The organism is Pedobacter gandavensis (assembly GCF_014172405.1).
GTDB lineage: Bacteria > Bacteroidota > Bacteroidia > Sphingobacteriales > Sphingobacteriaceae > Pedobacter > Pedobacter gandavensis.
The window spans coordinates 803,270-829,279 of the sequence record NZ_WNXC01000001.1; the positions used below are offsets into that span (position 1 = coordinate 803,270).

The window sequence follows — 26,010 nt, forward strand, 5'->3', positions numbered from 1 at the left end:
TCGGGCAGCACATTCCTGTTTCGCATGACTCAGAATCTAAAGTATTTTGAAACTATAATGCAAAATTTAAGTTTTGTATAAAAGAAACAAAGATGGAAACTCGAGCGCAAATTGCCATATTGGATGATTATCAAAACGTAGCATTGACTTATGGAGACTGGACAGCTATAAATAAACATGCTGACATCACTGTTTTCAATGACCATTTGAGCAATGCGGCTGAGGTTATTGCCAGGTTAAAGCCATTTCAAGTAATTACAGTCATGCGAGAACGGACACCACTGACCAGAGAGATCCTCTCTCAACTGCCAAACCTGAAACTCATCATTTCAACCGGTCAGCGTAACGCGTCTATTGATATGAAGGCTGCAGAGGCGTTTGGGATTGCAGTTTCTCCAACCAGATATGAGTCTAATGGTGCACCAGAACTGACCTGGGCCTTATTGCTGGCATTGACAAAACACATCGTCACAGAGTCTGATCAGGTACGTAAAGGTGGTTGGCAAAGCCAAATTGGCCTGGATTTAAAGGGGAAAACCATTGGTGTCATTGGCTTAGGGAACATCGGCAGCACAATAGCCCGCTATGCCAAAGCCTTTGAAATGGAAGTCATCGCCTGGAGTGAAAACCTGACGGAAGAAAAGGCGAATGCGCAAGGAGTCAAATTAGTGAGTAAAGAAGAACTGTTTTTTACGGCGGATTTTGTAACCGTTCACCTGATCCTAAGCTCAAGAAGCAGGAACACCATCACCCAAAAAGAACTTGCATTGATGAAGCCAACTGCTTTCTTTATCAATACTTCCAGAGGGCCATTGGTAGATGAAGCCGCGCTGATCCATGCGCTGGAGCATAAAAAGATTGCTGGGGCAGGCCTGGACGTATATGAGCTGGAACCATTGCCAGCTCATCATCCCTTCAGGACGTTAAAAAATGTCCTGGCCACACCGCATATTGGCTATGTAACCGAAGACACGTATCAAATATTTTATGAGGATATCAAAAGTAGTATCACAAAATGGTTGCGCATAGATCAGTAACCTATCTTCTTCCCTTTACAGGAATACAAATGGCAATCAGAGAAAGGATCAGTACGAAACTAAACTCCATTCCATTTCTTCCAGGGCCAACTACATACCAACCTTCAGGGTAATGAACCAATACGATTCCCATGGCCAGGATCATGATAAACACCGGAACGATGTATTTCAGGAACTTTCCAAATAGAATGAATATAGAACCAACGATTTCAAAAGCCATCAATGCCCAGGCTACATAAACACCAAAAGGAGCAAAACCAACTTTATTCAAATAGTGCTCCCCAAAGTCATTCACCGTGTGATTTAGCACACCATGTAAACTGTGAGATAAAAAAATCGTTGCAATAGCCAAACGGATTAGGAACAAAGGGTTAAGGTTGTTAATTGTTTTCATAATTAAATATATAAGTTTCTTTGGCCAGCAACAAATTTAATAACATTCAAAATTTGAGAAATTCATTAATTCCCTGGAGATTCTATTATTTTATTAACTTTAAATACGGCATAATCCTATCGAACCATGAAAATAAAAGCAATTATTACCGGAGCAACAGGCATGGTTGGTGAAGGTGTACTATTAACCTGCCTTCAACATCCGGATGTTGAACAGGTGTTGGTAATCAATAGAAAACCTGGAGGGTTGAATCATCCAAAGTTAAAAGAGATCATTCATCAAGACTTTTTTAACCTGGGGCTGCTAGGTGCACAGCTGTCGGAATACAATGCTTGTTTCTTTTGCCTGGGTATTTCCTCCCTTGGATTGAGTAAAGAAGATTATCAACACACTACCTACGACCTCACTTTGTCCGTAGGAAAACACCTTGCCCAGCTCAATCCTGAAATGACGTTTTGCTATGTCTCTGGAGCAGGAACAGACAGTACTGAGCAGGGTAAAATTGCCTGGGCAAGAATTAAAGGTGCCACGGAAAACGCGCTCCTGCGACTTTTCAAGAATGCCTACATGTTTCGTCCAGGTTTCATGAAGGCCAGCCCAGGCCAGAAAAATTTAAAAAGTTATTATAAGTTCTTTTCCTGGATATATCCAATTGGCAGAAAGCTTTTCCCTGCCGGATTTTGCACATTAGAAGAAGTTGGCCTCGCGATGATCAATACGGTGAAAATTGGTTACCCGAAGCGAGTCTTAGAAGTGAAAGACATTGTGGAACTGTCAAAAGAGTAATCGGTCTCCCTTAAAGATTTCTTTTTATTGGAACAGTAATTGCGCATAGTTTCAAGAATCAAACGCTAGCTTTGCTATGAACTCAGGTAAGGCATTACCGAGATCACCCTATTGGATTAAATGCAATTAATAATAGATCAAATTGAAGATTAACCAATTCTCCAAAATCAGTGTAATTATATTGATCCTGAGTACATCCGGAATTGTAAATGGCTATGGGCAAAAGAAAATGGCTAAAGATTCTTTAGGTAAAGATAGTGTAAAGCGAGCCTATGATATCGGCGATTTAATACATCAAATATTCCGTCCAGGTAAGCCATTGAAGCCTGCGCAAAAAGAATCGGGCATCACTCCCATGCCTAGTATTGCATACAACCCGAGTATAGGCGCACAAATTGGCTTAAAAGCAGTTGCAGGAAAAGTATTGGGAAATGAGCCACACACCTTAATGTCTATTGCGGCTACTTCTGCTTCCATCACTACAAAAGGGATCATTTACTTTTACCTAAGTCACAATGTCTATACTCCGGGAAACAGGTGGAATTTTCAGGGCAGTCTGGTTGCCGCAAAAACGGTGGTACCCGATTTCGGACTGGGTATAGGTGCAAAAGTAAGCGGGACACCAGAGCAAGAGATTCTCGCCAATCCAGATCGTAAAGTATATGTGATTCATGGAGAATATTACAATTTCAAGGAGAAAGTATACAAGCAAGTGATGGATCACCTATTTGTTGGCGCTGGAGTTTCCATTGATATCCGGAGGAAATTGATCGATAAAGACCACCCGGATGCCGTCACTCCCTACCAGGTTTACAGTGAGGAACATGGATTAAAAACCAATCATTACCTTTCTAATGGGTTTTTATTCAACTTACAATACACGACCCGTGACCATCAGAACCGCGCGTATAAAGGTATTTATGCGGATGCTGGATTGAGGGTAAATCAAAGCTGGATTGGTAGTACAAAAAATGCAGTACAAATTACCACAGACTTTAGAAAATATTGGAGCCTTTCTTCCAAAAATCCGGAACATGTGATTGCTTTTTGGAATTGGGGATCTTATTTGGTGAGTGGAACACTTCCCTATTTTGAACTTCCTGGAACTGGTAAGGATGCCAACTTCAGAAGTGGCAGAGGCTATACAGTTGGTTATTTTAAAGGCACGGATTACTTCTATTCGGAAGTTGAATATCGTTTTCCAATCACCACAAACAAGTTTTTAAGCGGCGTTACCTTCTTTAACATACAAACGGCAAACGACAATTTAGGGACCAAGCTGTTTCAAAAATGGCAACCTGCTGGTGGTGCCGGCTTGAGAATACTCTTTAATAAAGCCACTAGAACCAATTTAGCTGTAGATTATGCTTTTGGGAATTTTGGTGCCAGAGGCCTTTTCCTTGGCTTGAATGAAGTATTTTAAATATCCATTTTAACAGCTGGATTTTCTCCAGGTTGTTAAAATGGATACGCATAAAATCAGAGCTTGAAAAAGATCTTCTTACGGTATAAGAAATAGCAAATCCCCCATTCGGCGGCAAAAGTAGCTAATGCAGCTGCGACTAAAAACCAGTGATGCGATAAGCCCAACAAAATTTCCATCGGACTGAGCAGCATAATTACATAGCTATTGAACCAATTCCGGCCTACAATTTCAAAAAACAGGTAAATGAAGATGGAGTTCATGCCAATCACCTGGAAGAAAAGCAAGCCTTTCTGGTGTTTACGCAAGTCTATCCACCAAAAACATAAGGCAACCAGCAAACAGCAAAAACCCAGGGAAGCCAATACAAAAGAACTGGTGGCAATAGGCTTAATGATCAAAGTAACCTCAAAAAAGTCCAAGGTATAACCGCTTAGTAGCAGAATGATCCCAGCAGGAACTAACCAGGCTAAAGGTTGCTTGAATTGCATGAATAGTTTTCCAACAATTACACCTGCAAGCGTGTGCACTGCAGTAGGCAACCAATTGATGAATACATAGTGGTTTCCTTTTTGCTGAAACCAAAGGTAATCCAGATAACTACCGATATTACGGCCATCGGTAAAACCTGCTACAAATCCGGGAATAGACCAGAAACGGTAAAGGAATTCGGTGAGTAGTAAAATACCTACTGCTGCGAGGATCTGATACTTGATTTTAAAATCAAATAGCAGAAAGGCAATGATCGTGGTAAAAGCAAGCTGCGTGAGTATATCCGTAAGGTCTAATGCATTTAAGGATAGCCAGTCTGGGGTATGGACTCTTTTTATAATTCCCCAGAACAGCAGCAAGCTACTGCGCTTCAGGATTTTCAAAAAGCGTTCATTCCAGGATATCCCCTGCTCCTTTTGTCGGGTTAAGGAATAAGTCATGGCGATACCAGCCATGAACATAAAAGCAGGCTGAATCAGGTCCCAGAAATGCAGTCCCCTCCAGTCATTGTGAAAAAACTGGCTCATTACAGCTGCAGAAAAGCTGTCTCGATTGCATAATTCATGAAGATAAACGTAAAATTCAGTGCTTTCTAAAGCCAGCAGGACCATGATCAAGCCTCTCATAAAATCAAGAGACAGCAAGCGTCCGGATGGCACAACAGTGGTTTGGTTCATTTGGTTTAAGTGGTTAATTTTAAATTTCGGTCAAAAAAAAAAGGGATTGGATCAAATCCAACCCCTTTTTTATGGAGAGTAAATTAAGGTTTATTAAAGGAAGTTACAACAATCGTCCAGGTCTTTTTTGTTCCGTTGGCAGCAGTGACTTCATACTGTTGTGGAACCGTCAGATTGGTAGGATCGCCTAATTTTGGTGTTCCTGCTAAAGGTTTAATTGTAGCAGCAGTAGAGATATCCAGGTATACCCAAAGGTTATTTTGTGCCACTTTTGCGCGTTCTGCAATACTGAAACTACCACTGGCAGCTGGGACTGTAACTGCCAATTTAATGGTCGAGTTTGGGGCGTCCACTGTCTTGACCACATCCAGTTTTTTAATGGCCACAATGGATTGCCCGCCATATTGATCTGGTCCATTGAACCGGTACTCCACATATACATTGTCTATATTGGTACCATCCCATTCCGGATAATCAGGAAGCCCCTTTTTCAAACAGGAAGTCATCACGGTAGTTACTAAGAGTAAACTTAGGCAGAGCAGAGTTTTTATATTTTTATTCATGATTTTATAGCTAATAAAGAGTTAAGGTTACCAACCCGGGTTTTGCGGGCCAAATTTAGGGTTTTGATCAATCAGACCTTGTGTGATTGGGAATAGATACCTTCTGCTATTGTCAAATACACGGATGTTATTTGAAGAGAAAAACGATCCTTGAACAATAGAAAAGGACTTTCTGTCTTTACTGATGTCCATTACTGTTGGCAATTGTTCAAGTTCAGGGATTTTATCGCCAGAAGGCTTACCATAGTTGGCATCACCACCATAACGTCCCCAACGCAACAAACTCCAGTAATAATCATTCTCTAATACCAGATCAATTCTTCTTTCGCGTTTGTAATCTGTCCAGGCTTCTGCGCTGGTTGCTGCTTGGGAAGCTGGCAGTTTACCATGCGTTACCCGGGTTTTATTGAACATAGCTACCGCGTTTGCCACATCTCCTTTTAGCAAATAAGCTTCAGCCATATTTAAATAAACACGTCCTAATCTGCTTACTACAAAGTGATAGTCGGTAGGCGTCGAATTGATATATCTTGGAGAAATATTTTCGTACACCCCTTTTTTCCAGTACAAGTTAGATAAGCTTAGGTAATAACCTACACCGTCAATCTTAATCCAACGGTCTGCATTACCTCTTAATCCCGTAGTAATCGTCTCCCCATAGAATTTTGTAGAATCACTGATGATGGAAGCTGCCCATCTGGCATCCCGACCTTTGTTGGTTAGTGTCCAGATACTCTCTGTGCTTCCCGGTCTGATCATACCTCTTTTGATAGAGGTTTCGCCCCCTGCTTTACGAATGGCAGTAGTTGGAATTACCGCAGTTTCATCTACTGCAGCAAGGTATTGAGAGGTTTGGTTCCAAGGTAGTGCTTTTGTAGGATTTGCCTGATCAATCACCAGATAATCATCTGCCATATTCTGTGATGGACCATGTTGAACCCAAGCTTCAAACACCGTATTTGTGGCGGCAAACAATGGGCTACCTTGATTTTGCCTGACACGGTCGTTGTTCATATTTGGAACCATTAACTGCATTGGCGTACTAGACAAAAAGGTATTGGCTGCTTTACGATAAATGCCAAATACCGTTTCCGAAGAAAGTGGGTTTTCACTATTGAACATCGCCCCGTAATTATTTTCCAAGGCATAACCTCCTGAAATAACGATCTGGGCATTTGCAATTACCTTATCCAGTAATGGATCTGAGGCTGATACACTTGCAGCAGCTGGATAGTTTTTGTAGGCCAGGGCGCTTAAACAAACTTCTGTTAAAAATGAAGCAGCAGTATATTTATTTGCCCGACCAGAAACTTTTGTCGCTGGTAAATCTGCTACCGCATCTTCCAGGTCTTTAATAATCAATTGGTACGATGCTGTTGGATTGGCCGTAGCAGGCAAGAATAAATCATCATCCGGATTCAGCACACCATCAATCCATACAATTCGGCCAGTACGGCGGGCGACAGAATAATAAGACATTGCTCTTAAGAACTTACCTTCTGCGATTAGCGCTTTTTTATCTGCCTCAGAAATGCCAACAGATGCGCCCACCTTGGTAATGATCTGGTTGCAACGACGTATGGTAGACCAGTTATTGAAATTTCCACCTGAGTTACGATCTAAACGCTCATTAAAAACCGGAGCTGCGCCATTATAGATGTCGTCAAAACCTAAGGTATTTAAAGTATATGGATCCGTTTGTGGCCCACTGGCATAATCATACATGATGCCATAAGTAGAAAAGATAAAGGTTTCCGCATTGGCTTTGTTATTCCATACGGTCTCTTCAGAGATTTTGTTAAATGGTTCGGTATCTAAAACGCTTTTCTTGCATGAGCTGAAAAACACAGCGCCTGCAACAGCCAGGGATACCATTAATTTTATATTTATTTTCATCGAATATTATATTTATTGGGAGATTAAAAACCTATGTTTAAACCAAAAGAAACGGTACGCTGAATTGGGTAGTTCTCGTTATTCTGATCTGATTCCGGATCAATAAAGTAATCCATGCTCTTAGAAGAGGTTAGCAAATTGGTTCCTGAGAAAAACAACTTACAGTTTTTCAATACTGATCTTTTCAACAATGAGTGCTTGAAATCGTAGCCGAACTGCAAGTATTTAAGTCGCAGGAACTTTGATTTTAACACCCAGAAATCACTACCTACGCCGTTGTTACCACCGTTTACCCCTGCAGAAGAAACCTGACGTGGGAATAAAGCATCGGTGTTGTCCGGTTTCCAGTAATCCTGTTGAAATCCATAAATTAAAATCCCCTGAGAAGATGTACCCTGAATGATCGAACCTAAATAACGGTCACGGTTACCAGAACCCATCACCACAGCGCTTAAGAAGAATCCTTTGTAGCCAAAATCCATGGTTAGTCCATAATTGATACGAGGCTTGGTATTGCTCCCTACATTTCTAAAATCTGAACCATCAATTTTACCATCACCATTGTTATCTGCATACCTTAAATCTCCAGCCACCACATTCACCGAGGTGATTCTTCTAGGACCGGTTAACAAATCTGCGTTATTGGTATAAAAGCCCAAGTTGTTGTATCCTTGTTGTAAAAAGCCTAAGTCTGTACCTGAAATTCTGGAATATGGATTTTTAAGTGCATTCTCATCTTCATTCGTGGTACGTTCCCAAACTTCATTGAAATAAGTGAAGTTTAAGCCTACTTTATAACTGAAGTCACTTACTTTATCATCCCATGCCAGACCAAGCTCTGCACCTTCTCTACGCAATGCAGCTTCTTTAAAGTTTATCGGCGGCAAGCCAATCCCTAAAGTAGAAGAGAACCTCGGATCTGCGGTTACATAACCCGTAGTACGTTTATAGAAATAATCCATAGAAGCAGTTAAACGGCTATTTAATGAAGCCAGGTCTATCCCGATGTTTCGTTCTCTGTCGCTATACCAGGAGAAATTATTACTGGCTAAAGATCCAGGCTCAGAGGTGCCTTGTACCAGGTTTCCATTCACTACCCATGCATTTGCATCTACAGAATACCCTGGTACATACGCATATAAGTTGACTCCATTAGACACCGCAGATCCACCCAATTGTCCTACCAATCCAAAAGATCCGCGGATTTTTAGGTAATCCAGGATGTGTTGCTCTTTCAGGCCTTTCATGAAATTCTCTTCTGAAAGTGTATAACCACCGGATAAAGAGTAAAAAGTTCCCCAACGTTTGTGTTTTGGAAAGGCGCTATTTCCATCGTATCGAATGGTTCCGTCTACAAAATACTTAGACTTATAGTTGTAAGATAATCGACCTACATAACCCGCTCTAGCCGTTTCATATTCAGAGCCATTAGCTTGCTGGTCTACCGTTGGTCCGGCATTAAACTGATCATAAATAATCTGATAGTTTCTTCTAACTGCAGAAAGAGAATTACTCGTTGTTTTTGACTGCTCATAAACTCCGGTAAAATCAATGCTATGATCACCGAAAGTCTTATTGTAAGTCACAAAACCTTGCAAATTGAAAGTCGTACCATCACCTCTTGTACCACTTAAAGAAGGCGCACCAGCTGGAATGGCGACTGTGCTATTGAGTAAATAACTAGGCGCAGAAACATTCCATGATTTACCGATAGAGTTCCACATGTTATAACTACCGGTAGCTTTCAGGTTTAATCCAGGAAGAAAGGGGGCTGCGTAATCTAAGCCTAAAATACTATTGAAAATCCGTGAGGAGTTTTTATTGTATCCGGATAATGGCGATAACTCGACTACAGGATTATCGGTTGTGCCAGAATAAGGCAAACCAAATTCATTAACAGCTAGATCTTTAGATGCTTTTTGCTGAATGTGTTGATAAATACCAGCATAAGAACCTGCAGTGTTAGAATTTGGAACCCTATTGTTTTCTACATAGCCATCCAAACCTGTGGTTACTTTTAAGTGGATTTTATCAAATTCACTCACGGTATTTAAACGGTAGGTATAGCGCTCATTGTAATTGTTATCCGTTTTAAGGTTGGTCCCTTGTCTAAAATAAGAACCTGAAGCATAGTAAGTTAACTCTTTTGTTCCTGAAGTAACAGAAAGGTCATGACGGTTCTCTAAGCCATATTTTTTCAAAGCCAATTTCTGCCAATCTGTATTTGGGTATAAGAATGGTTGAGACTGGTCTTTATACAGCCCCAAAATTGCGTCTGTGATTGGTTGAGTCCGACCTTCTGCCCTATAGACTTCGTTGATGGAATTTAAATTCTCATAAGAACTTAATTTCTTTGGAAACAAGGTTGGAGAAGAAAAAATCTGGTTGAAGGAATAGTTGATGTCTACCTTACCATCCTTTCCTTTTTTGGTGGTCACCATGATGATCCCGTTTGCACCTTGCTGACCGTATAATGCGGTAGCCCCTACATCTTTCAATACAGAATAGGATTCTATATCATTCGGGTTTAGGTTTTCAAAGTCATTTTGGCTGCGCACCTGATTGTCGATTACGTATAAAGGTGTTCCTCCACCACGAATGGAGATGGTACTTTTCGTTCCTGGCGAACCGGCAGCACTGGTTACAATTAAGCCTGGTACTCTACCCGCAACAGCATCATTGATAGACTGAACTGGCAAGGGTGCTACCTTGTCCATCGCTAAACTACTAATGGCACTGTTGATTTTCCTTTTGGTGGAAGTTCCATACCCTACTACCACGATATTATCCAGGATATTCTGACTTTCTCCAAGGATCACATTGATGATTTTAGTGTTGGCAGAAACAGATCTTTCTACGGTTTGATAACCGACCAGCGAGAACACCAATACCGATTTTTCGGCTGCGCTTATGGCGTATTTCCCCAAGGCATCTGTAGAAGTCCCTTTCTTGCTTCCTTTAACGATAACAGATACGCCAGGCATTGCTACACCTGCGCTGTCTTTTACAGAACCGGTAATGACGACCTCATTCATCGCCGAGTTTTGGTTAGAAATGACCACCAGGCCTGTTCCAGATATGGAGAAATTTAGTCCGCTTTCCTTAAGGATCTGTTTCAAAATGTCTCCAACCAGTGCATCCTTAACGGTTAAACTGATATTTTTTGAAGCAGGAACAAAGTTCGGACTGTACACAAAGTGGTAACTACTTTGTTTCTCGATGGTTTTCAAGACATTTTCAATACTGGTGTTTTTTACATCAATAGAGACTTTTTCTTGTGAAAAAACCTTCGCAGAAACATTAAGGCATGTGATCAACACCATAAAAAAAGTGAGCTTCATGAGCATAATGAGTTTGATGAGCGGTCTAGGCCAAGACCGCTGTTTGTGGAAGTAATAAATTATCATATTTTTGGTTTTTGGTTTGCAGGTTTTTTGACAGCCGATATTGCGTTGGCAACTGTCAGAAATTGAGGATCAGAATGTACTCAGGGCGGTGCTTCAACACCGCCCTTTTTTATTCAGAGATCGTCACGGTTCTATCTTTCATCTCATATTTAAATTTATGGGCTTCTTGTAAGGATTGTAATACATCTACGATACTTTCATTGTTGTAATTTGCTCTGAAACGGTAGTTTTCAACCGTTTTGGATTTGAATTGGATTTCTATGTCATACCATCTTTCCAGGATATCTTTTATTTCTGCAAAAGTCTGATCGTAAATTTCCAGACTGTTATTCTTCCATGCAGTCTCTACCACAACGGTGTCAGTTCTTTGTGTATAGTGCTGGATGCGAACATTTGGACTTGATTTAAGTTGTTGCTTACCGGGGGTATTCAATAACTTTTCAGGATTCAAGAAGACTACTTTCTCACTAGGTTTTAAAATGATCTGTTTTGAATCCGGACTTAGTCCGCACATAGAAATAGAACCGCGGATAAGCGTTGCAGTCGCATTGAAGTCCGTTGGATAGGCCTTCACATTAAATGCAGTACCCAATACGTTGATGTTAAACACTTTGGTGTGTACTTTGAAGGGTTTAGTCTTTGAATGTACAACATCAAAATAAGCTTCCCCAGTTAAGTCAACCTCCCGGCGCTCTTGATTGTAATCTTTTGCCAGAACTAATTTACTCTCCGCATTTAACCATACAATGGTACCGTCCTGCAGTCGAATTTGCTTCTTTTCGCCAGTTCTGGTTTCAAATACGGAGGCATTCAAGGATGATTCATTAAATAGATTCAGTTTCTGGGTGTTAAAAAACAGAAGACCTCCAGCAGCCGTGATCAGTACAGCGGCCGCTGCCGCCATCCAACGATTGCGGAAAGATCCAGAATTTTGGAGGACAGGCTGAACTTCCTGATGCAACCTCTGGTAAATTTCATCATGAATTCTTTCTTTATCGCCGAGATCTGCAGTCCATGTCTTCCATTTAAAATCATCCTGATAGTTTTCCAACAGGAGGATTTCTTCAGGCGTACAATTGCCCTGCAGATATTGTTCGTAAAGTGCTAAAAACTCTTTTTCGGACATATGTTTATACTTGGTGTTATCTATATAGTGCCATATTCTGTAAGGCACACACCTACTAATGTTAAAAAAAAATAAAATATACATTATCAATGTCCCTGTTAAAAAATTATTACTTTTAAAACGGGGATTATTATGTATGACAAGACGGCTACCTTCTGATCAGGAACTATGGGGTGCAATTCAGCAGGATAACAGTAAAGCTTTCGATTTACTGTTTGAAAGGTATTGGGAAAAAATCTACAGTACTTGCTATGGCTATTTGAAAAACGAAGAAGCCTGTAAAGAGATTGTACACAATATTTTTCTAGACATCTGGCAAAAGCGGGAAACGCTTGAGGTCATTTCTTTTAAACATTACCTGACTTCTGCAGCAAGATATCAGGTATACAAGGTGATTAGGAAAGAAAAACTAAATCCGATTCAGCTGATCGAAGATTATAGCCTGGTACCCCATCTGGACTGGGTTCGCAATCAAGGCGAAGAAAAAATGCGTGATGAAGAAATAGGTAGAAACCTGGAGGAGGTGCTCAATACCCTACCGAAGCGTTGCAAGGAGGTTTTTGTCCTCAGCAGGATGAAGAACTTTACTAATGATGAGATTGCCTGTAAACTGGGCATCTCCAAACGTAGTGTAGAAAACCAACTCACCCAGGCGCTTAAAGTTTTGAGGCTTGCTTTAAAAGGTGCTTTGTATGCCTTTATATTTATTCATTTTCAACAAGCAACAGTTCATTCCGGTACAAGGCAATCTAGTCAAATCCATCACCCGGCCTCCATTGGATCAATTTATCTTCATAGCAATATTTAGCTGAGTAAGCGTAAAGCCCTGTAAAACAATAAATAATAAACACTTGTTATAAAGGGAAACAAAATCTTACGTTATGAAAAAACTAATTTATTTATGTGCAATTTTTGCCACTGCATTTGCATTTCAAGGATGCAACAGTAGTACAAAAGATGCCAGACAAACTGCGGATAGTTTAAATATGGTGAAAGACACCACCTCCAATGCAAGTAAAACAGGTGGAATCGCAGTTGAGCCTACAGATTCTGAATTTGCAACCAAAGCTGCGGTTGGTGGCATGGCTGAAGTAGAATTTGCTAAACTCGCCTTGACCAAAACCAGTGATCCACAGCTCAAAGAATTTGCAACCATGATGGTGACCGACCACGGTAAAGCCAATGAGGAGTTGATCGCGATTGCAAAGATCAAAAACATTACCCTACCTATGGGACTTGATGAAGCACATCAGAAGAAAATGACTGAGCTGACTCAAAAAACAGGTAAGGATTTCGATAAAGCATATACCGATGCGATGGTTGAAGGACATAAATCTACACTTGACCTGATGAAAAACGAAGCAAAAAATGGTTCTGATGTGGACCTAAAATCATTTGCAACAAACACTGAAATGGTCGTACAAAAGCATTTGGACATGATCAACATGATTCATAATCGCATGAAATAGGACACCTTAAAAATGAAAATCCCGGTGCTCATCCGGGATTTTCTGTAAGGTATCTAACCTATTCATTTTTTCATTTCAAACCTGTCATTGTGTCTGATCCTATTTTGTAAATCACTAATAATCAATGATAATTATACTACCATATAATGTATTAGATCAATAATATGCGTAAGCAAATTTAAAGCCGTTGACTAGACTTTCTGATGATTAATTTCGGTTTGATGTTTACCGTTTTCTTGATCACCATTCCTGAATTCTCCATCTCCTGGAAATGGAGGTTACCAATGGTCTTCCCCATCTCAATACTAAACTGATCAATGGTGCTGATTGAAGGACTGGTGATCTCTGTAAATGGCTCATTTGAATAGCCGCAGATGCCTAGTTCTTCCGGAATGCGGATTCCTTTCGCAGAAGCGACTTCCAATACCCCTAAAGCAGCAAAATCAGAGGTAGAAGCAAAAATGGCATCAGGTGGAATGGCCATATCCAACAACCTCGCGGTAGCTACAGCACCGAGCTCTTTAGTCCAGGCATTCGCATACATTAATTCTTCTTGGACCGGAAAACCATGGTCTCTAAGCGCAGCCAGGTAGCCTTCCTTTCGTTCTCTGAAAATATGGAGCTCCTGAGGACCTTCCAAAAGCGCAATCCTCCGGTAACCTTGATCAATTAAATGCTTTACGGCTTCATAAGAAGCCTTATGGTTGTCGTTCACCACTTTAAAGGTTTCCAATTCTTCCAGCACACGGTCAAATTGTATCAATTGAATGTTGCGGTCTAAAACCTGCTGCAGGTGGTCAGAACTTCCTTGTTCTGCAGCAATAGAAATCACAATTCCACTTACATTCTGATTCACTAAGGCATTAACACCGGCTACTTCACGCGAATGAAGTTCATTGGATTGACAAATGACCAGGTTATATCCTTTGTTAAAAGTCACTTCTTCCAGGCCAGCTATGATATTCGAAAAGAAATACTGATTAATGCGGGGAACCACCACGCCGATTGTTGGATTATTACCCTTCCTAAGGTTTGAAGCCATTGCATTTTGCTGGTAATTCATCTCAGCAGCAGTTTTAAGCACCAAGGCTTTCGTCTCCGCATTGATTTTATCACTATTACTCAATGCTCTGGATACAGAAGATGCCGCCAAATTAAGTTTTTGGGCGATATCGTATATAGTTGTTCTTTTCTGCTGCTTCATAAGGAAAGTAAAAATACAAAAATATTTTAGGCAATCGATTGCAATTATAAAACTTTCTACTAAATTCGTTTCCTGATAACCAAATATAAATTCCATAAACTCCAATAAAACAACACTATATGTTATTACTGGGAATAGACATTGGCACTTCTTCCATTAAAATGGCCATCGTAGACGCGCAAACACAAAAGAGCATTGTTACCGCGCAATATCCGGAGGACGAGGCAACGATTCATGCCCCCCATCCTGGATGGGCAGAACAGGATCCGGAGCTTTGGTGGAGCCATACCCAAGAAGCTCTTGCCCTTTGCAAAAAGAAAGTGAATTTCCAATCTTTGGACATCGGGGCCATTGGGATAGCCTACCAGATGCATGGACTAGTGCTGGTAGACAAAGACCAGAACCTCCTAAGAAACAGCATTATTTGGTGCGATAGCAGAGCCGTTTCTATCGGTCAAAACGCTTATGATGAATTGGGACATGAGTATTGCCTAAGCCACCTGCTCAATTCCCCGGGTAATTTTACCGCCTCAAAGTTGGCCTGGGTGAAGGAAAATGAACCTGCATGCTATGCTAAAATCGACAAAGTGATGCTTCCAGGTGATTTTATTGCCATGAAACTATGTTCGAGCATCACGACCAGTATTTCCGCCCTATCAGAAGGCGTTTTCTGGGACTTTCAATCAGACAGCCTATCAGAGGCTTTGATGGATCACTATGGTTTTGACCGAAAGCTGATCCCGGAAATTAAGCCGGTATTCTCTGAACACGGTCAAGTAAGTGCCCATTCCGCACAGTTGCTCGGCTTGAAGCCTGGTATCCCAGTGAGCTACAAATCTGGTGACCAACCAAATAACGCGCTGTCATTAAACGTATTAGAGCCCGGAGAAGTGGCTGCTACTGCAGGTACTTCTGGTGTGATCTATGGCGTCAGTGACCAATTGGCTTATGATCCGCAATCCAGGGTGAATACCTTTGCCCATGTCAACTATGCCGAAAACAAAAAAAGACTAGGTATCCTACTCTGCATCAATGGAACAGGAAGTATGAACCGTTGGGCAAAAAGCTTATTTGCTCCAGGAAAATCTTACCAGGAAATCAATACCACCGCAATGAAAATCCCTGTTGGCGCAGAGGGATTGACCATCCTGCCATTCGGTAATGGCGCAGAACGTATGCTCAACAACAAGATTATTGGAGGACATTTAGAAAACATAGATTTCAACCTGCACAGCTCAGCTCATATTTTTAGAGCAGTACAGGAAGGAATCGCTTTTGCTTTTCGCTATGGACTAGATATTATGCGCAGTAATGGCCTTCAACCAAAAGTGATCAGAGCAGGAAAAGCGAATCTTTTTCTAAGCGAACTATTCCTGGAAGCTTTCGTGAACAGTACCGGTGTCCCCGTAGAACTCTACGACAATGATGGTAGTGTAGGTGCAGCTTTAGGCGCTGGTATTGGTGCCGGAATTTACCTTGATTCTGCAGCCGCTTTTAGCAATATCAAACCCATCCAACTGGTGGAACCAAATGCTACCCTAGCCTATGAACCGGTCTATCAGCGCTGGTCGTCCGAGTTAAATTTAAAAATTAAACAAAACTCATAAAATTCAGTATATCAATTAGGTATAACAATAAACAATTCTCATAAAATCATAATAAATCTAACAAAAACCAAGAACCACAATGACAACAGTAACGACAGGAGAAAAGGAATTTTTTAAAGGCATAGAACAAGTAAAATTCGAAGGATTAAACTCAGACAACCCACTGGCATTTCGCTGGTATGACGAAAATAGAATCATTGCAGGAAAAACAATGAAAGACCATTTGCGCTTTGCTTGTGCTTATTGGCATTCTTTTGTAGCTACTGGTGGAGACCCATTTGGTGAACCTACCATTCTTCATCCATGGAATTTGAAAACAGATGCCGTTGAACGTGCAAAAGATAAAATGGATGCTGCTTTTGAATTCATCACCAAGATGAACCTGCCCTATTACTGCTTTCATGATGTGGATCTGGTAGATTACACCAATGATATTCATGAAAATGAAAGACGTTTACAGGCCATTGTAGCCTATGCTCAGCAAAAACAAGCAGCTAGTGGGGTTAAGTTGTTATGGGGAACCGCCAATCTATTCTCTCATCGTCGCTATATGAATGGTGCTGCCACCAACCCGGATTTCCAGGTATTGGCACATGGCGCAGCACAGGTGAAATCTGCTTTAGACGCCACAATAGCGCTGGGTGGCGAGAATTATGTATTCTGGGGTGGTCGTGAAGGCTATATGAGCCTGCTGAACACCAATATGAAACGTGAGCAGGAACACCTGGCAAAATTCCTCCATGCGGCTAAGGATTATGCTAAAAAACAAGGTTTTAAAGGGACTTTTTTTATTGAGCCGAAACCATGTGAACCCTCAAAACATCAATACGATTACGATGCGGCAACAGTCAGCAATTTCCTTCGTCAATACGGTTTAATGGACGATTTTAAACTGAATATTGAAGTGAATCATGCCACACTTGCCGGTCATACTTTCCAACATGAACTACAGGTTGCCGCTGATGCAGGTTTATTGGGTTCTATGGATGCCAATAGAGGGGATTACCAGAACGGATGGGATACCGATCAATTCCCAAACAACATCAACGAATTGACAGAAGCCATGCTAATTGTATTGGAAGCAAATGGATTACAAGGCGGCGGGATCAACTTTGATGCGAAAATCAGAAGAAACTCTACCGACCCTGCTGATTTATTTTATGCACACATCGGAGGAATGGACACTTTTGCCAGAGCCTTAATTACCGCGGATCAGGTACTTCAAAACTCTGATTACCTGAAGATCAGAGCCAACCGTTACGCTTCATTTGATCAAGGTGCCGGAAAAGATTTTGAAAACGGTAAACTGAGCTTGGAAGAGCTCCGAAACTATGCCATTGAAAAAGGAGAACCAAAAACCATAAGCGGTCAGCAAGAATTATTGGAAAATATCATTAACAGATTCATTTAAAATTAAATAACCCAATCTACATGAACTCATTGAGTACGTACGACTATGTCGTTTTTCTGGTTTATTTTCTGATTGTTTCGGTTTATGGCTGGTCGGTTTACAAGAAAAAACAAGCGCATAAAGAGAATTCAAAAGATTTCTTTTTAGCGAAAGACTCTCTTACCTGGTGGGCAATTGGAGCCTCTCTAATCGCCTCAAACATTTCTGCCGAGCAATTTATCGGAATGAGTGGCTCAGGCTTCACTATGGGCCTTGCAATCGCTACTTATGAATGGATGGCTGCTGCTACCCTCATCATTGTTGCTGTATTTTTCATTCCGGTGTATTTAAAAAACAAAATTTACACCATGCCGCAGTTCCTTGGGCAACGTTACAACAGTACGGTGGCCATGATTATGGCGGTGTTCTGGCTGTTGCTTTATGTGGTGGTCAACCTCACGTCTATCCTCTACCTTGGTGCATTGGCCATCAACAGCATTTCTGGTATCAATACTACCGCTTGTATGTATGTACTCGCTGTATTTGCGATTATCATTACGCTCGGTGGGATGAAAGTAATTGGCTACACAGATGTGATACAGGTTTTCTTTTTAATCCTGGGTGGTTTAGCTACAACTTATTTAGCCCTGGAATTGGTAGCCACACATTTTGGCAGTTCCGGCGTATTAAATGGCTTAGCTATGGTCAAAGAGAAGGCTTCGGATCATTTTCATATGATTTTTAAACAGGAAAACCCACACTACATGGATCTTCCCGGCTTAACGGTATTGATTGGTGGGATGTGGATTGTGAACCTGAACTACTGGGGTTGCAATCAATACATCACACAAAGAGCCTTAGGTGCTGATTTGAAAACAGCCAGATCGGGTTTATTATTTGCCGCTTTCTTAAAATTATTGATGCCAATTATCGTGGTATTGCCTGGTATTGCCGCTTATGTATTGTACAAAGAAGGCTATGGTAATTTCCATACTGCGATGTTGAAAAATGGGGAACTAAATGCAGATTCTGCCTATCCGGTATTGCTTAATTTGCTTCCTGCCGGACTAAAAGGACTCTCATTTGCCGCTTTAACCGCTGCAATTGTGGCTTCATTGGCTGGAAAAGCAAATAGTATTGCCACTATTTTCACCTTAGATATCTACAAAAAAGTGATCCGGAAGGATGCAAATGAACATAAACAAGTGATCGTGGGAAGAATTACGGTCATTGTAGCCATGTTATTGGCCATTGTTATTGCGCCACAATTGGGAATTGACAAAAAAGGAGGTTTCCAGTTCATTCAGGAATATACCGGCTTTGTTTCACCAGGTATTTTTGCCATGTTCTTACTTGGGTTTTTCTGGAAAAGAACTACTTCTAATGCAGCGCTCTTTGCTACAATTGGAGGTTTTTTACTCTCCGTAGGATTCAAAGCCTTACCTAACTTCTGTAATCTGGAAGGATTAAGTCAATTTGGCTTCTCAAAATTAGCGGTTCAAAAAGATGGCAGTATGCTATATGAAATCCCTTTCCTAGATAGAATGGGTTTTGTGTTTATCATTTGCGTGGTCGCGATGGTGATCATTAGTTTATTCGAAAATAGAAAAGGGTTGAATCCTAAAGGATTGGATGTAGATCGTGGTATGTTTAAAACCAATGCTGGTTTTACCGCCGGAGCACTGATCATTATTGGAATCATCATTGCTCTTTACAGTATTTTCTGGTAGAAATTTAATTCGTTCTCTTTACCGGGATATTTTGATAAGATCTTTCTTATTGAAATATCCCTTTTTTTTGTTTCGCTATGTCATTTGAGCCTAAAAACAAGCGCTTTATTTTTTAGCCGCCTTATACCATCAGTATTCCTGATAATTTCGAAAACATTATAGTGTCAAATGTGTTAGGAGATACCAAGGGGCTTTCAAATTAATTTGATTAACGCCCTTTCTTTTATGAAAATATCCTTATTTTGGAATAAACCTATTGAATGAATTCTCAAATTACATTAATGCCTTTCCCATCCTTAAGCCCTGGGCGCTTGCTGGTATTCCCTTCAAAACTAAGATCTACAGTCTTAATTCTATTTTTAATAGCTATCTCCAGCCCTACGCTATTTGCTCAGGAACAACAATCCAACAGCGCAACTGAAAAACAAAGTCTTTCAGAAGAGGAAAAACCAGCTGGCTTAATTATAGAAAAAGGATTAAAATTCAATATCCTCACCTTTTCATTGAGTAATAGAAATGCGGTGAATGACAATAACATTTTTGTCAATTACCTAGATCAAAAGAAAACCAGTTGGACAGTCCGTGCCGATGGCGGTTATATTATAAAAAAGAATTTAGGAGTAGGTTTAGGTCTCTCCTATGGACAATCAAAAGACAACAACCTGATTAAAGGCGCTGATGGCAATTTAACCAGCAACAAGAGCTTTTCAAACAATTACGGCGTTAGGCCTTTTATTAAAAATTTCATCCCCTTAGATCGTAAAAATAGATTTTACATCGTCAATCAAACAGAAATCCAATTGTTATTCGACCGTTCTATCAAAGAAAAGGTAGTGGATGAAATACTGACCAGAACCTATACTTCAAAAGATACTTATGGCGTTGGACTAAGACCAGGATTAATGATCTTTATTGTGAAGAACTTCGCATTTGAGACCACGGTAGATATCTTTGGGATCAATACGAGCATAGAACGAGGGCGTAGCACAGGAATGCCGGATTCCAGGGTAACCACTACAGATATGAACTTTAAGATCAACATTCTGAAAATTGGTTTCGGTTTTTCTACTTATTTCTAATTGGTATCCTCATGATTAAAACGAACATGTTAAATTATAGATCACTCTTTTTTGTATTTGCCGGAACAATGTTACTGTCATCAGGATGCGTAAAAGAAACGTATTTTGGAAAATCTACATTCAAGAAAATCCTTTATTTTACCCTTTCCAATGAAACTGGAACTACGTCTATTAACCAGGATAGCCTGATCATCCGTCTGAATGTGGATGGAAATGCCGATTTAACAAAGTTATTCCCAGATTCGGTCAGACTTTCCACCTATGCACAGCTTAGTCCGGGCGTTCGGGTTCCACAGGACTTTAGTAAACCTGTTCCTTACACGGGTATCGCAGAAGATGGCAGTAGGTCGGTTTATACGGTGATTGTCAACAAACAATCTGCAAATCCACAGATCAGCAATTCTAATTTTAACGAATGGTATACCCCTTCCGGAAAAAACTATAAACAGCCAGGATTAGATGCAAGTTCAGAGTGGGCTACCGGAAATGATGGAGTAGTGAGTCTTTCCAGCGCCAATACCACGCCTATTGAAATTGCTCCAGGAGACTTTGCCGCGCAAATGATCACTAAAGATCTAGGAGTTTTAGCCCAGTTAACCGGCCAGCGCATGGGTGCAGGAACACTGTTCACCGGTACGTTTAAGCTAGACCTTGCCAATCCTATAAATTCTGCGAAATTTGGAATTGCTTATACCTCAAGACCGAAGAGTTTTACAGTAAGCTATAAATACGCGCCTGGTACCCCTTACAAAAATGGCGCTGGACAAACGTTGAGTAAACTAGATAGCTGTGATATCTATCTGTTATTGGAAAATAGAACCGGACAAGTCGTAAAAAGAGCTGCTACAGCTTGGTTTAGGTCTGGGGAAATGGTAAATGAATTCAGCAAAATCACCATTCCATTGGTATATGGTGCTTTACCTACTGGCAGTCCTGCATACCAGCTCCCTGAAAACGGTCAGTTTGCAACTGCAAATGAAGCAATTACTCATATCAGTATTATATTTTCTTCTAGTGCTGCCGGAGCGAAATATGAAGGAGGAGTCAATAGCACATTGGTTGTAGACAACCTGGTCTTGAACTACTAACTCCTGATTGGGCTACCAGCCTATACCGTAATCTTCACCGTGATTGCTAGATCCGCCCCAAAGACTGCCATGTTTCCAGTCGAAATAAATAGCATTAATTGGGCCACTGGTTCGCGCCCCAAAGCTCAATATATAACCCATCTCCTGCAGTGCTTCTCTTGTAGCTGATGGGGTATTGTTGTTTAGTAAAATCTGTCCGGGTTTTGGCATCCGGTCTTCAGTTTTTGTTCCTCCTAAAGATAGCCAGAGTTGGTTCGTATTGATATTTGCTGCTTCTGTAGCCTGCTGAACATTCATTCCAAACTCCGTCACATTTAAGAAAAACTGCAGGAGGTTTTGATCCTGTGTATCCCCACCCTGTACAGCAGATGCCAAAAACGGTTTCCCATCTTTTAGCGCCATGGATGGCGACAAAGTTACCCTTGGTCTTTTACCAGGTGCCAGCACATTAAAAGGGTTCAATGCACTATCTAGCACAAAGCTTTGCATTCTTTGGCTCATCCCAATCCCTGTTTCACCAGCAATACAAGCCGGAAGCCATCCGCCACTAGGTGTAACGGAAACCACCCAACCTTCTTTATCTGCAGCTTCAATAGAGGTTGTCCCCAGCAGCAATCGTTCTTGATAAACGTCATCTGAAGAAGTGTTGATTTTCCCCAAGTCATGCTTTGGTGCAAAATTTCTTTTTGTCGTATCCATTTCGTAGCCTCTTTGTTGAAGGAGATTTAGGTAAGGATTTGTTTTGCCTTCAAAGGGATATGGGTTCCCCGGTCCTATGTTCGTGTTATTTTTATCGTATTGGATCAGTTTAGCACGTTCTTTTGCATAATCCTTGCTCAACAATCCTTGAATTGGCCCTTTGGGCATAGTTGTAGGATCTCCGTAATAGAAATCACGGTCGGCAAAGGAAAGATTCATGGCTTGATAGAGGGTGTGGATATATTTCGGACTGTTATAGCCCATCCCTTTCAGGTCAAAATTCTCCAAAATATTTAAAGCCTGTAACATCACCGGCCCTTGTGTCCATTGCTGCAATTTGAATACATCAATGCCTTTATAATTGACTTGTAGTGGTTCTTCTTGTAATGGTTTCCAGTTCGCCAGATCCTTCATGGTAATCAGCCCGCCTTGTTCCTGAGCGCCACGTACAAACTCCTTTGCGATGTCACCTTTATAAAAACGGTCATAAGCTGCCATTAAAGCTTCTTTCCTGGTTTTTCCTTGCTTCAAAGCTTTACTTTCCGCCTCTACCATCTTCGTTAATGTGGCTAAAAGATCCTTTTGGACAAAGATCTCCCCTGCTTCTGGTGCTTCTCTTTTCTCCCCTGGATGTGTAAGAAATACCTTTTTACTATATGGCCATTGGTTGATGTGTTCTTTCCCTTTTTCTATGCTATTTGCTGCCTGTGCCTCTATGGGGTAACCGGCAGCCATTTTCATGGCTGGTTCCAGCACCTGTTTTAAGCTGAGTTTTCCATAATTGACCAACATATAGATTAACCCACCTGGTGTTCCTGGAGTTGTTGCAGCTAAAGGCCCATATTCCGGGGGGAAATTATAGCCCTTACTTTTAAAGAATTCTATGGTTGCCCCTGTTGGCGCTACACCCATCGCATTTATTGCGATCACTTTTTTCGTTTTGGGATTGTAAATCAGGGCTTGTGTTTCCCCTCCCCAGCTGAGTGTGTCCCACATGGTACAAGTAGCAGCCAGCATCGCACAAGCGGCATCAACTGCATTTCCTCCTTTTTGAAAAGTCATTGCGCCAGCCGTTGCGGCTAATGGCTTCCCGGTAATCGCCATCCAGTTCCGTCCATACAAGATCGGTTTTTGAGTTTGTTGTGCCGATAAGGACAATATGGAACCTGCGGAAATACAGAGTACGGAAAATAAATGTTTCATATTAATGGGATCAGGTTTTAAAACTACTTATTTTAAAAAGCGGATCAAAGGACAATATTCCCGCTAAGCTGGTATGAAAAAACCTGATGCGTAAGCAAATCCCATGGATGCGCTTAGGTAGAAATAGCGTTGGCTTTAATGCTGACTTGGAGCTGGGCTTTCCTTTCTTTTGCTTTTCTCAGGAAACGCAAAAGCAGCAGGCCAATCAACAAAGCAATAAATCCCTGGATCATCACTGTATCTGGTGTACCAATCAATTGAGAAAGGTATCCGATCAGCAGGCCTCCCAGTGGTTGCATTCCAAAAAATGCCATTGCATAAAAACTAATCACCCGACCACGCATCGCTGGATCTACCGTAGTCTGAATCAGCGTATTGCTTATGGTGATTTGTGCCATCATACCAAAGCCGGAAACTGCTGCAAAAACTAAAGCTATAGGATAATAGGTCGTATGAGAGAACAAAACCAGTCCGGCGCCAAAAACAAGTGTGCTGATCGCCAAAATCTTTCTTAAGTTTCTCCCGGGTTTCAGAGAGGCTAGAAAGATTGCTCCACAAAATGCCCCGAGACCAATCACACTATCAATCACCCCAAAGGTAGAGGCGGTTCCTTTAAAAATATCCTTGGCATAGACCGGGATCAACGTGCTGAATGGCAAAACAAGCAAACTAATCAAGGCCAACATGATCAACACCAATAAAATTGACGGTGTTCTTTTGATATACTGGAACCCTTCTTTTAGCTCTCCAAATATATTCTTTGTATGTGCAACAACGGTAAATTTCGGCAAGCGCATCATCAGTAAGGAACCGATCACGGCGATAAAACTAAGCGCATTCATACCAAAACAAATGTCTTCTCCGAACTTTTCCAGTGCTAAACCTGCGAGACCCGGACCTATCAGTCTGGAAAGGTTAACCATTGAGGAATTTAAGGCAAGGGCATTGGGTAAATCGGATTTATCCTCCACCATTTCATAGACCAATGATTGTCTGGCAGGAACATCAAAAGCATTAATCAACCCCAATAAAGCACTTAAGGCAATAATTTCCCACACAGAATAATGTTTAAAGAAGATCAGTAAAGTGAGGAGTATGGCCTGGATCATGGAAGCGACTTGCGTGATCAGCAGCAGTTTATAGCGATTGTACCTGTCGGCAGCTACCCCTCCAATAAAAGAAAAAACAAAGGAAGGAAACAGACTGGCAAAAAGCGTCAGTCCCAACATAAAGTTAGAATGAGTTTTCTCATAAATTACCCAGCTAACAGCGGTTTTTTGCATCCATGTCCCAATTAAAGAAACGGACTGTCCTGTAAAATACAATCTATAGTTACGACTTTTGAACGCGTTAAAGGTGGTGATATTCATAATTATACAGACGCCGGCGGATCGAAATGGTCTGATCGGACAATGTAAGAAACATTACAGAAATTGAGCCAAAAATGAAAGCGTATTAAAGCTTTTACTTGCTTATCACATTTAATGTTTTATATTGGTATTCATGACCAATAACGCTTGATGCTTCTTAAATCCATCATTTTCACAGGCAGTATTCAAGGATTATTTTTAATCCTTCTATTAAAAACAAAAAAAGCAAACTCCTACCCAGATAGGATTCTGATGCTATGGCTTGCCATTATTTCTATTCAATTGATGTTCTATTATGATAGTTTATCAAATGATCCCTTAACGCCTGGATTATTGAAAATACTAGCCTTTTCTCTTCCGCTTCTTAACTCGGCAATCTTTTATCTTTACATCAAATCGCTGGCTTTTGGTTGGGAATTCGAAAAAAAAACCTGGATTCATGTTTTACCTTACCTATTTTTTAATGCCCTCAGTTTCTCCATTTATTTCTTATGGCCGGGAGGAATTGAGATACATTATGGATTTCCGCGTTTTAGCACTGCCATACCACCAATCTTGGGTCAAACAGTGACTATGATGATGGCCTTAGTACCAGCATATTATATATACAAGAGTTTTCAGGCCGTAAAAAGGTATCAAAAACTACTTCCTGATCATTATTCCTATACAGAAAAGATTAATCTGACTTGGCTTAAATGGATTATGCTTTCCCTGGTTATTCTTTTTGTTGTTCTCTTTTTGGTTATAAAATATGGGATAGTTCTGGGCCTACTTCAACCAGAGAATTTATTTGCGGTGGTAGGGAGTGTGCTTTCCTTTTATGTTTTTTTTATTGGTTATGCGGGCCTAAGGCAAACGACCAATCTTTCAAATATTGGCATAAAAAACAGCATAACGAACGAATTAACCACAAAAGAGAGCTATAAAAAGTCAGGAATTACTGAGCTGCAATCTGATCAGCTTTTTAAGCAACTTAGCGTTCATATGGAAAATCAAAAACCTTTTTTAGATGAAGCACTAAGTCTAAGCATACTCGCAGAACAGTTGGAGGTAACCGCAAATCAACTCTCCCAGGTCATCAATCAACAGGCAGGTACTAACTTTTTTAATTATGTAAACGGGTATCGAATTGCCATGGCAAAACAGCGATTAGCAGACCCTGCCTTTACACACTTTTCCATTCTTGGTATTGCCTATGACTGTGGCTTTCGTTCCAAATCTTCATTTAACAAGCTCTTTAAAGAGCAGACCAATACCACTCCTTCAGAATACCAAAAGTTATCAAAAACGCTTCTCAAGGAGTCCGAGCCTACCTTTCAGGACGTCAGGCGACCAAATTAGGCTTTCATTTGCGTCATTAAACTATAAAA

General features: G+C 40.8%; 20 protein-coding genes. 11 read left to right on the forward strand and 9 right to left on the reverse strand.

The genetic code is table 11. From position 1 onward, the window contains the following. The first annotated feature begins 92 nt into the window (after window positions 1-92). Window positions 93-1,037: a D-2-hydroxyacid dehydrogenase family protein gene (locus GM920_RS03140; protein WP_182953330.1), complete on the forward strand. Its 945-nt coding sequence runs from the start codon at window positions 93-95 to the stop codon at window positions 1,035-1,037. 1 nt (window position 1,038) lies between these two features. Here GM920_RS03140 and GM920_RS03145 read toward each other — a convergent pair whose 3' ends face one another. Beyond that, on the reverse strand, window positions 1,039-1,431 hold the full coding sequence (locus GM920_RS03145; protein ID WP_182953331.1) for a DoxX family protein: 393 nt from the start codon (window positions 1,429-1,431) through the stop codon (window positions 1,039-1,041). Between the two features lie 126 nt (window positions 1,432-1,557). On the opposite strand from GM920_RS03145, the gene GM920_RS03150 reads away from it, so the two are divergent. Together GM920_RS03150 and GM920_RS03155 are read left to right on the forward strand one after the other, a co-directional pair. Then, window positions 1,558-2,217 carry a Rossmann-fold NAD(P)-binding domain-containing protein gene (locus GM920_RS03150; RefSeq protein WP_182953333.1) on the forward strand — a complete coding sequence of 220 codons (660 nt, stop codon included), beginning with the start codon at window positions 1,558-1,560 and terminating at the stop codon, window positions 2,215-2,217. Between the two features lie 142 nt (window positions 2,218-2,359). Next, window positions 2,360-3,640 (forward strand): BamA/TamA family outer membrane protein, encoded by a 1,281-nt coding sequence (locus tag GM920_RS03155; protein ID WP_235964416.1) that lies wholly within the window; start codon window positions 2,360-2,362, stop codon window positions 3,638-3,640. A gap of 56 nt (window positions 3,641-3,696) precedes the next feature. Here GM920_RS03155 and GM920_RS03160 read toward each other — a convergent pair whose 3' ends face one another. The 5 genes from GM920_RS03160 to GM920_RS03180 form a co-directional block, all read right to left on the reverse strand. Further along, complete coding sequence (locus GM920_RS03160) at window positions 3,697-4,809, reverse strand: acyltransferase family protein (RefSeq protein WP_202986023.1); 1,113 nt, start codon at window positions 4,807-4,809, stop codon at window positions 3,697-3,699. Window positions 4,810-4,892: 83 nt separating this feature from the next. Next, on the reverse strand, window positions 4,893-5,372 hold the full coding sequence (locus tag GM920_RS03165) for a DUF5018-related domain-containing protein (RefSeq protein WP_182953335.1): 480 nt from the start codon (window positions 5,370-5,372) through the stop codon (window positions 4,893-4,895). A 27-nt stretch (window positions 5,373-5,399) separates the two neighbouring features. After that, window positions 5,400-7,268: a RagB/SusD family nutrient uptake outer membrane protein gene (locus GM920_RS03170; RefSeq protein WP_182953337.1), complete on the reverse strand. Its 1,869-nt coding sequence runs from the start codon at window positions 7,266-7,268 to the stop codon at window positions 5,400-5,402. A gap of 23 nt (window positions 7,269-7,291) precedes the next feature. Then, window positions 7,292-10,609 (reverse strand): SusC/RagA family TonB-linked outer membrane protein, encoded by a 3,318-nt coding sequence (locus GM920_RS03175; RefSeq protein WP_182953339.1) that lies wholly within the window; start codon window positions 10,607-10,609, stop codon window positions 7,292-7,294. Window positions 10,610-10,784: 175 nt separating this feature from the next. Continuing rightward, complete coding sequence (locus tag GM920_RS03180; protein WP_182953341.1) at window positions 10,785-11,801, reverse strand: FecR family protein; 1,017 nt, start codon at window positions 11,799-11,801, stop codon at window positions 10,785-10,787. Between the two features lie 136 nt (window positions 11,802-11,937). Here GM920_RS03180 and GM920_RS03185 point away from each other — a divergent pair, with 136 nt between their 5' ends. Further along, the gene (locus tag GM920_RS03185) at window positions 11,938-12,609 is read left to right on the forward strand and encodes an RNA polymerase sigma factor (protein ID WP_182953343.1); all 672 of its coding nucleotides are present in this window, start codon (window positions 11,938-11,940) and stop codon (window positions 12,607-12,609) included. Window positions 12,610-12,682: 73 nt separating this feature from the next. Then, window positions 12,683-13,270, forward strand: a complete 588-nt coding sequence (locus GM920_RS03190; RefSeq protein ID WP_182953345.1) for a DUF4142 domain-containing protein — start codon at window positions 12,683-12,685, stop codon at window positions 13,268-13,270. Window positions 13,271-13,448: 178 nt separating this feature from the next. Here GM920_RS03190 and GM920_RS03195 read toward each other — a convergent pair whose 3' ends face one another. Then, entirely contained in the window at window positions 13,449-14,474 is a 1,026-nt protein-coding gene (locus GM920_RS03195) for a LacI family DNA-binding transcriptional regulator (protein ID WP_182953347.1), read from the reverse strand. A 119-nt stretch (window positions 14,475-14,593) separates the two neighbouring features. Here GM920_RS03195 and GM920_RS03200 point away from each other — a divergent pair, with 119 nt between their 5' ends. The 5 genes from GM920_RS03200 (at window position 14,594) to GM920_RS03220 (ending at window position 21,368) form a co-directional block, all read left to right on the forward strand. Next, window positions 14,594-16,081, forward strand: a complete 1,488-nt coding sequence (locus tag GM920_RS03200; RefSeq protein ID WP_182953349.1) for a xylulokinase — start codon at window positions 14,594-14,596, stop codon at window positions 16,079-16,081. 79 nt (window positions 16,082-16,160) lie between these two features. Further along, a complete protein-coding gene (gene xylA / locus GM920_RS03205) occupies window positions 16,161-17,492 on the forward strand; it encodes a xylose isomerase (protein ID WP_182953350.1) in 1,332 nt (443 codons plus the stop codon). Between the two features lie 20 nt (window positions 17,493-17,512). Further along, on the forward strand, window positions 17,513-19,201 hold the full coding sequence (locus GM920_RS03210) for a sodium/sugar symporter (RefSeq protein ID WP_182953352.1): 1,689 nt from the start codon (window positions 17,513-17,515) through the stop codon (window positions 19,199-19,201). Between the two features lie 260 nt (window positions 19,202-19,461). Then, entirely contained in the window at window positions 19,462-20,280 is an 819-nt protein-coding gene (locus GM920_RS03215) for a hypothetical protein (protein WP_182953354.1), read from the forward strand. A gap of 11 nt (window positions 20,281-20,291) precedes the next feature. Beyond that, on the forward strand, window positions 20,292-21,368 hold the full coding sequence (locus tag GM920_RS03220; protein ID WP_182953356.1) for a PCMD domain-containing protein: 1,077 nt from the start codon (window positions 20,292-20,294) through the stop codon (window positions 21,366-21,368). A gap of 12 nt (window positions 21,369-21,380) precedes the next feature. Here the strand turns inward: GM920_RS03220 and GM920_RS03225 are convergent, their stop codons facing one another. Both GM920_RS03225 and GM920_RS03230 read right to left on the reverse strand, forming a co-directional pair. Then, complete coding sequence (locus GM920_RS03225) at window positions 21,381-23,270, reverse strand: gamma-glutamyltransferase family protein (protein ID WP_182953358.1); 1,890 nt, start codon at window positions 23,268-23,270, stop codon at window positions 21,381-21,383. A gap of 113 nt (window positions 23,271-23,383) precedes the next feature. Then, a complete protein-coding gene (locus GM920_RS03230; RefSeq protein ID WP_182953360.1) occupies window positions 23,384-24,640 on the reverse strand; it encodes an MFS transporter in 1,257 nt (418 codons plus the stop codon). 150 nt (window positions 24,641-24,790) lie between these two features. Between GM920_RS03230 and GM920_RS03235 the strand changes: the two genes are divergently transcribed. Beyond that, window positions 24,791-25,981 carry a helix-turn-helix domain-containing protein gene (locus GM920_RS03235; protein WP_235964475.1) on the forward strand — a complete coding sequence of 397 codons (1,191 nt, stop codon included), beginning with the start codon at window positions 24,791-24,793 and terminating at the stop codon, window positions 25,979-25,981. Window positions 25,982-26,010: the final 29 nt, after the last annotated feature.

Bases quoted from the DNA above. Each gene is read 5' to 3' on its own strand.
- GM920_RS03140 (WP_182953330.1), top strand. From the start codon at position 93: ATGGAAACTCGAGCGCAAATTGCCATATTGGATGATTATCAAAACGTA.
- GM920_RS03145 (WP_182953331.1), bottom strand. From the start codon at position 1,431: ATGAAAACAATTAACAACCTTAACCCTTTGTTCCTAATCCGTTTGGCT.
- GM920_RS03150 (WP_182953333.1), top strand. From the start codon at position 1,558: ATGAAAATAAAAGCAATTATTACCGGAGCAACAGGCATGGTTGGTGAA.
- GM920_RS03160 (WP_202986023.1), bottom strand. From the start codon at position 4,809: ATGAACCAAACCACTGTTGTGCCATCCGGACGCTTGCTGTCTCTTGAT.
- GM920_RS03165 (WP_182953335.1), bottom strand. From the start codon at position 5,372: ATGAATAAAAATATAAAAACTCTGCTCTGCCTAAGTTTACTCTTAGTA.
- GM920_RS03170 (WP_182953337.1), bottom strand. From the start codon at position 7,268: ATGAAAATAAATATAAAATTAATGGTATCCCTGGCTGTTGCAGGCGCT.
- GM920_RS03175 (WP_182953339.1), bottom strand. From the start codon at position 10,609: ATGAAGCTCACTTTTTTTATGGTGTTGATCACATGCCTTAATGTTTCT.
- GM920_RS03180 (WP_182953341.1), bottom strand. From the start codon at position 11,801: ATGTCCGAAAAAGAGTTTTTAGCACTTTACGAACAATATCTGCAGGGC.
- GM920_RS03185 (WP_182953343.1), top strand. From the start codon at position 11,938: ATGACAAGACGGCTACCTTCTGATCAGGAACTATGGGGTGCAATTCAG.
- GM920_RS03190 (WP_182953345.1), top strand. From the start codon at position 12,683: ATGAAAAAACTAATTTATTTATGTGCAATTTTTGCCACTGCATTTGCA.
- GM920_RS03195 (WP_182953347.1), bottom strand. From the start codon at position 14,474: ATGAAGCAGCAGAAAAGAACAACTATATACGATATCGCCCAAAAACTT.
- GM920_RS03200 (WP_182953349.1), top strand. From the start codon at position 14,594: ATGTTATTACTGGGAATAGACATTGGCACTTCTTCCATTAAAATGGCC.
- xylA (WP_182953350.1), top strand. From the start codon at position 16,161: ATGACAACAGTAACGACAGGAGAAAAGGAATTTTTTAAAGGCATAGAA.
- GM920_RS03210 (WP_182953352.1), top strand. From the start codon at position 17,513: ATGAACTCATTGAGTACGTACGACTATGTCGTTTTTCTGGTTTATTTT.
- GM920_RS03215 (WP_182953354.1), top strand. From the start codon at position 19,462: ATGAATTCTCAAATTACATTAATGCCTTTCCCATCCTTAAGCCCTGGG.
- GM920_RS03220 (WP_182953356.1), top strand. From the start codon at position 20,292: ATGATTAAAACGAACATGTTAAATTATAGATCACTCTTTTTTGTATTT.
- GM920_RS03225 (WP_182953358.1), bottom strand. From the start codon at position 23,270: ATGAAACATTTATTTTCCGTACTCTGTATTTCCGCAGGTTCCATATTG.
- GM920_RS03230 (WP_182953360.1), bottom strand. From the start codon at position 24,640: ATGAATATCACCACCTTTAACGCGTTCAAAAGTCGTAACTATAGATTG.
- GM920_RS03235 (WP_235964475.1), top strand. From the start codon at position 24,791: ATGCTTCTTAAATCCATCATTTTCACAGGCAGTATTCAAGGATTATTT.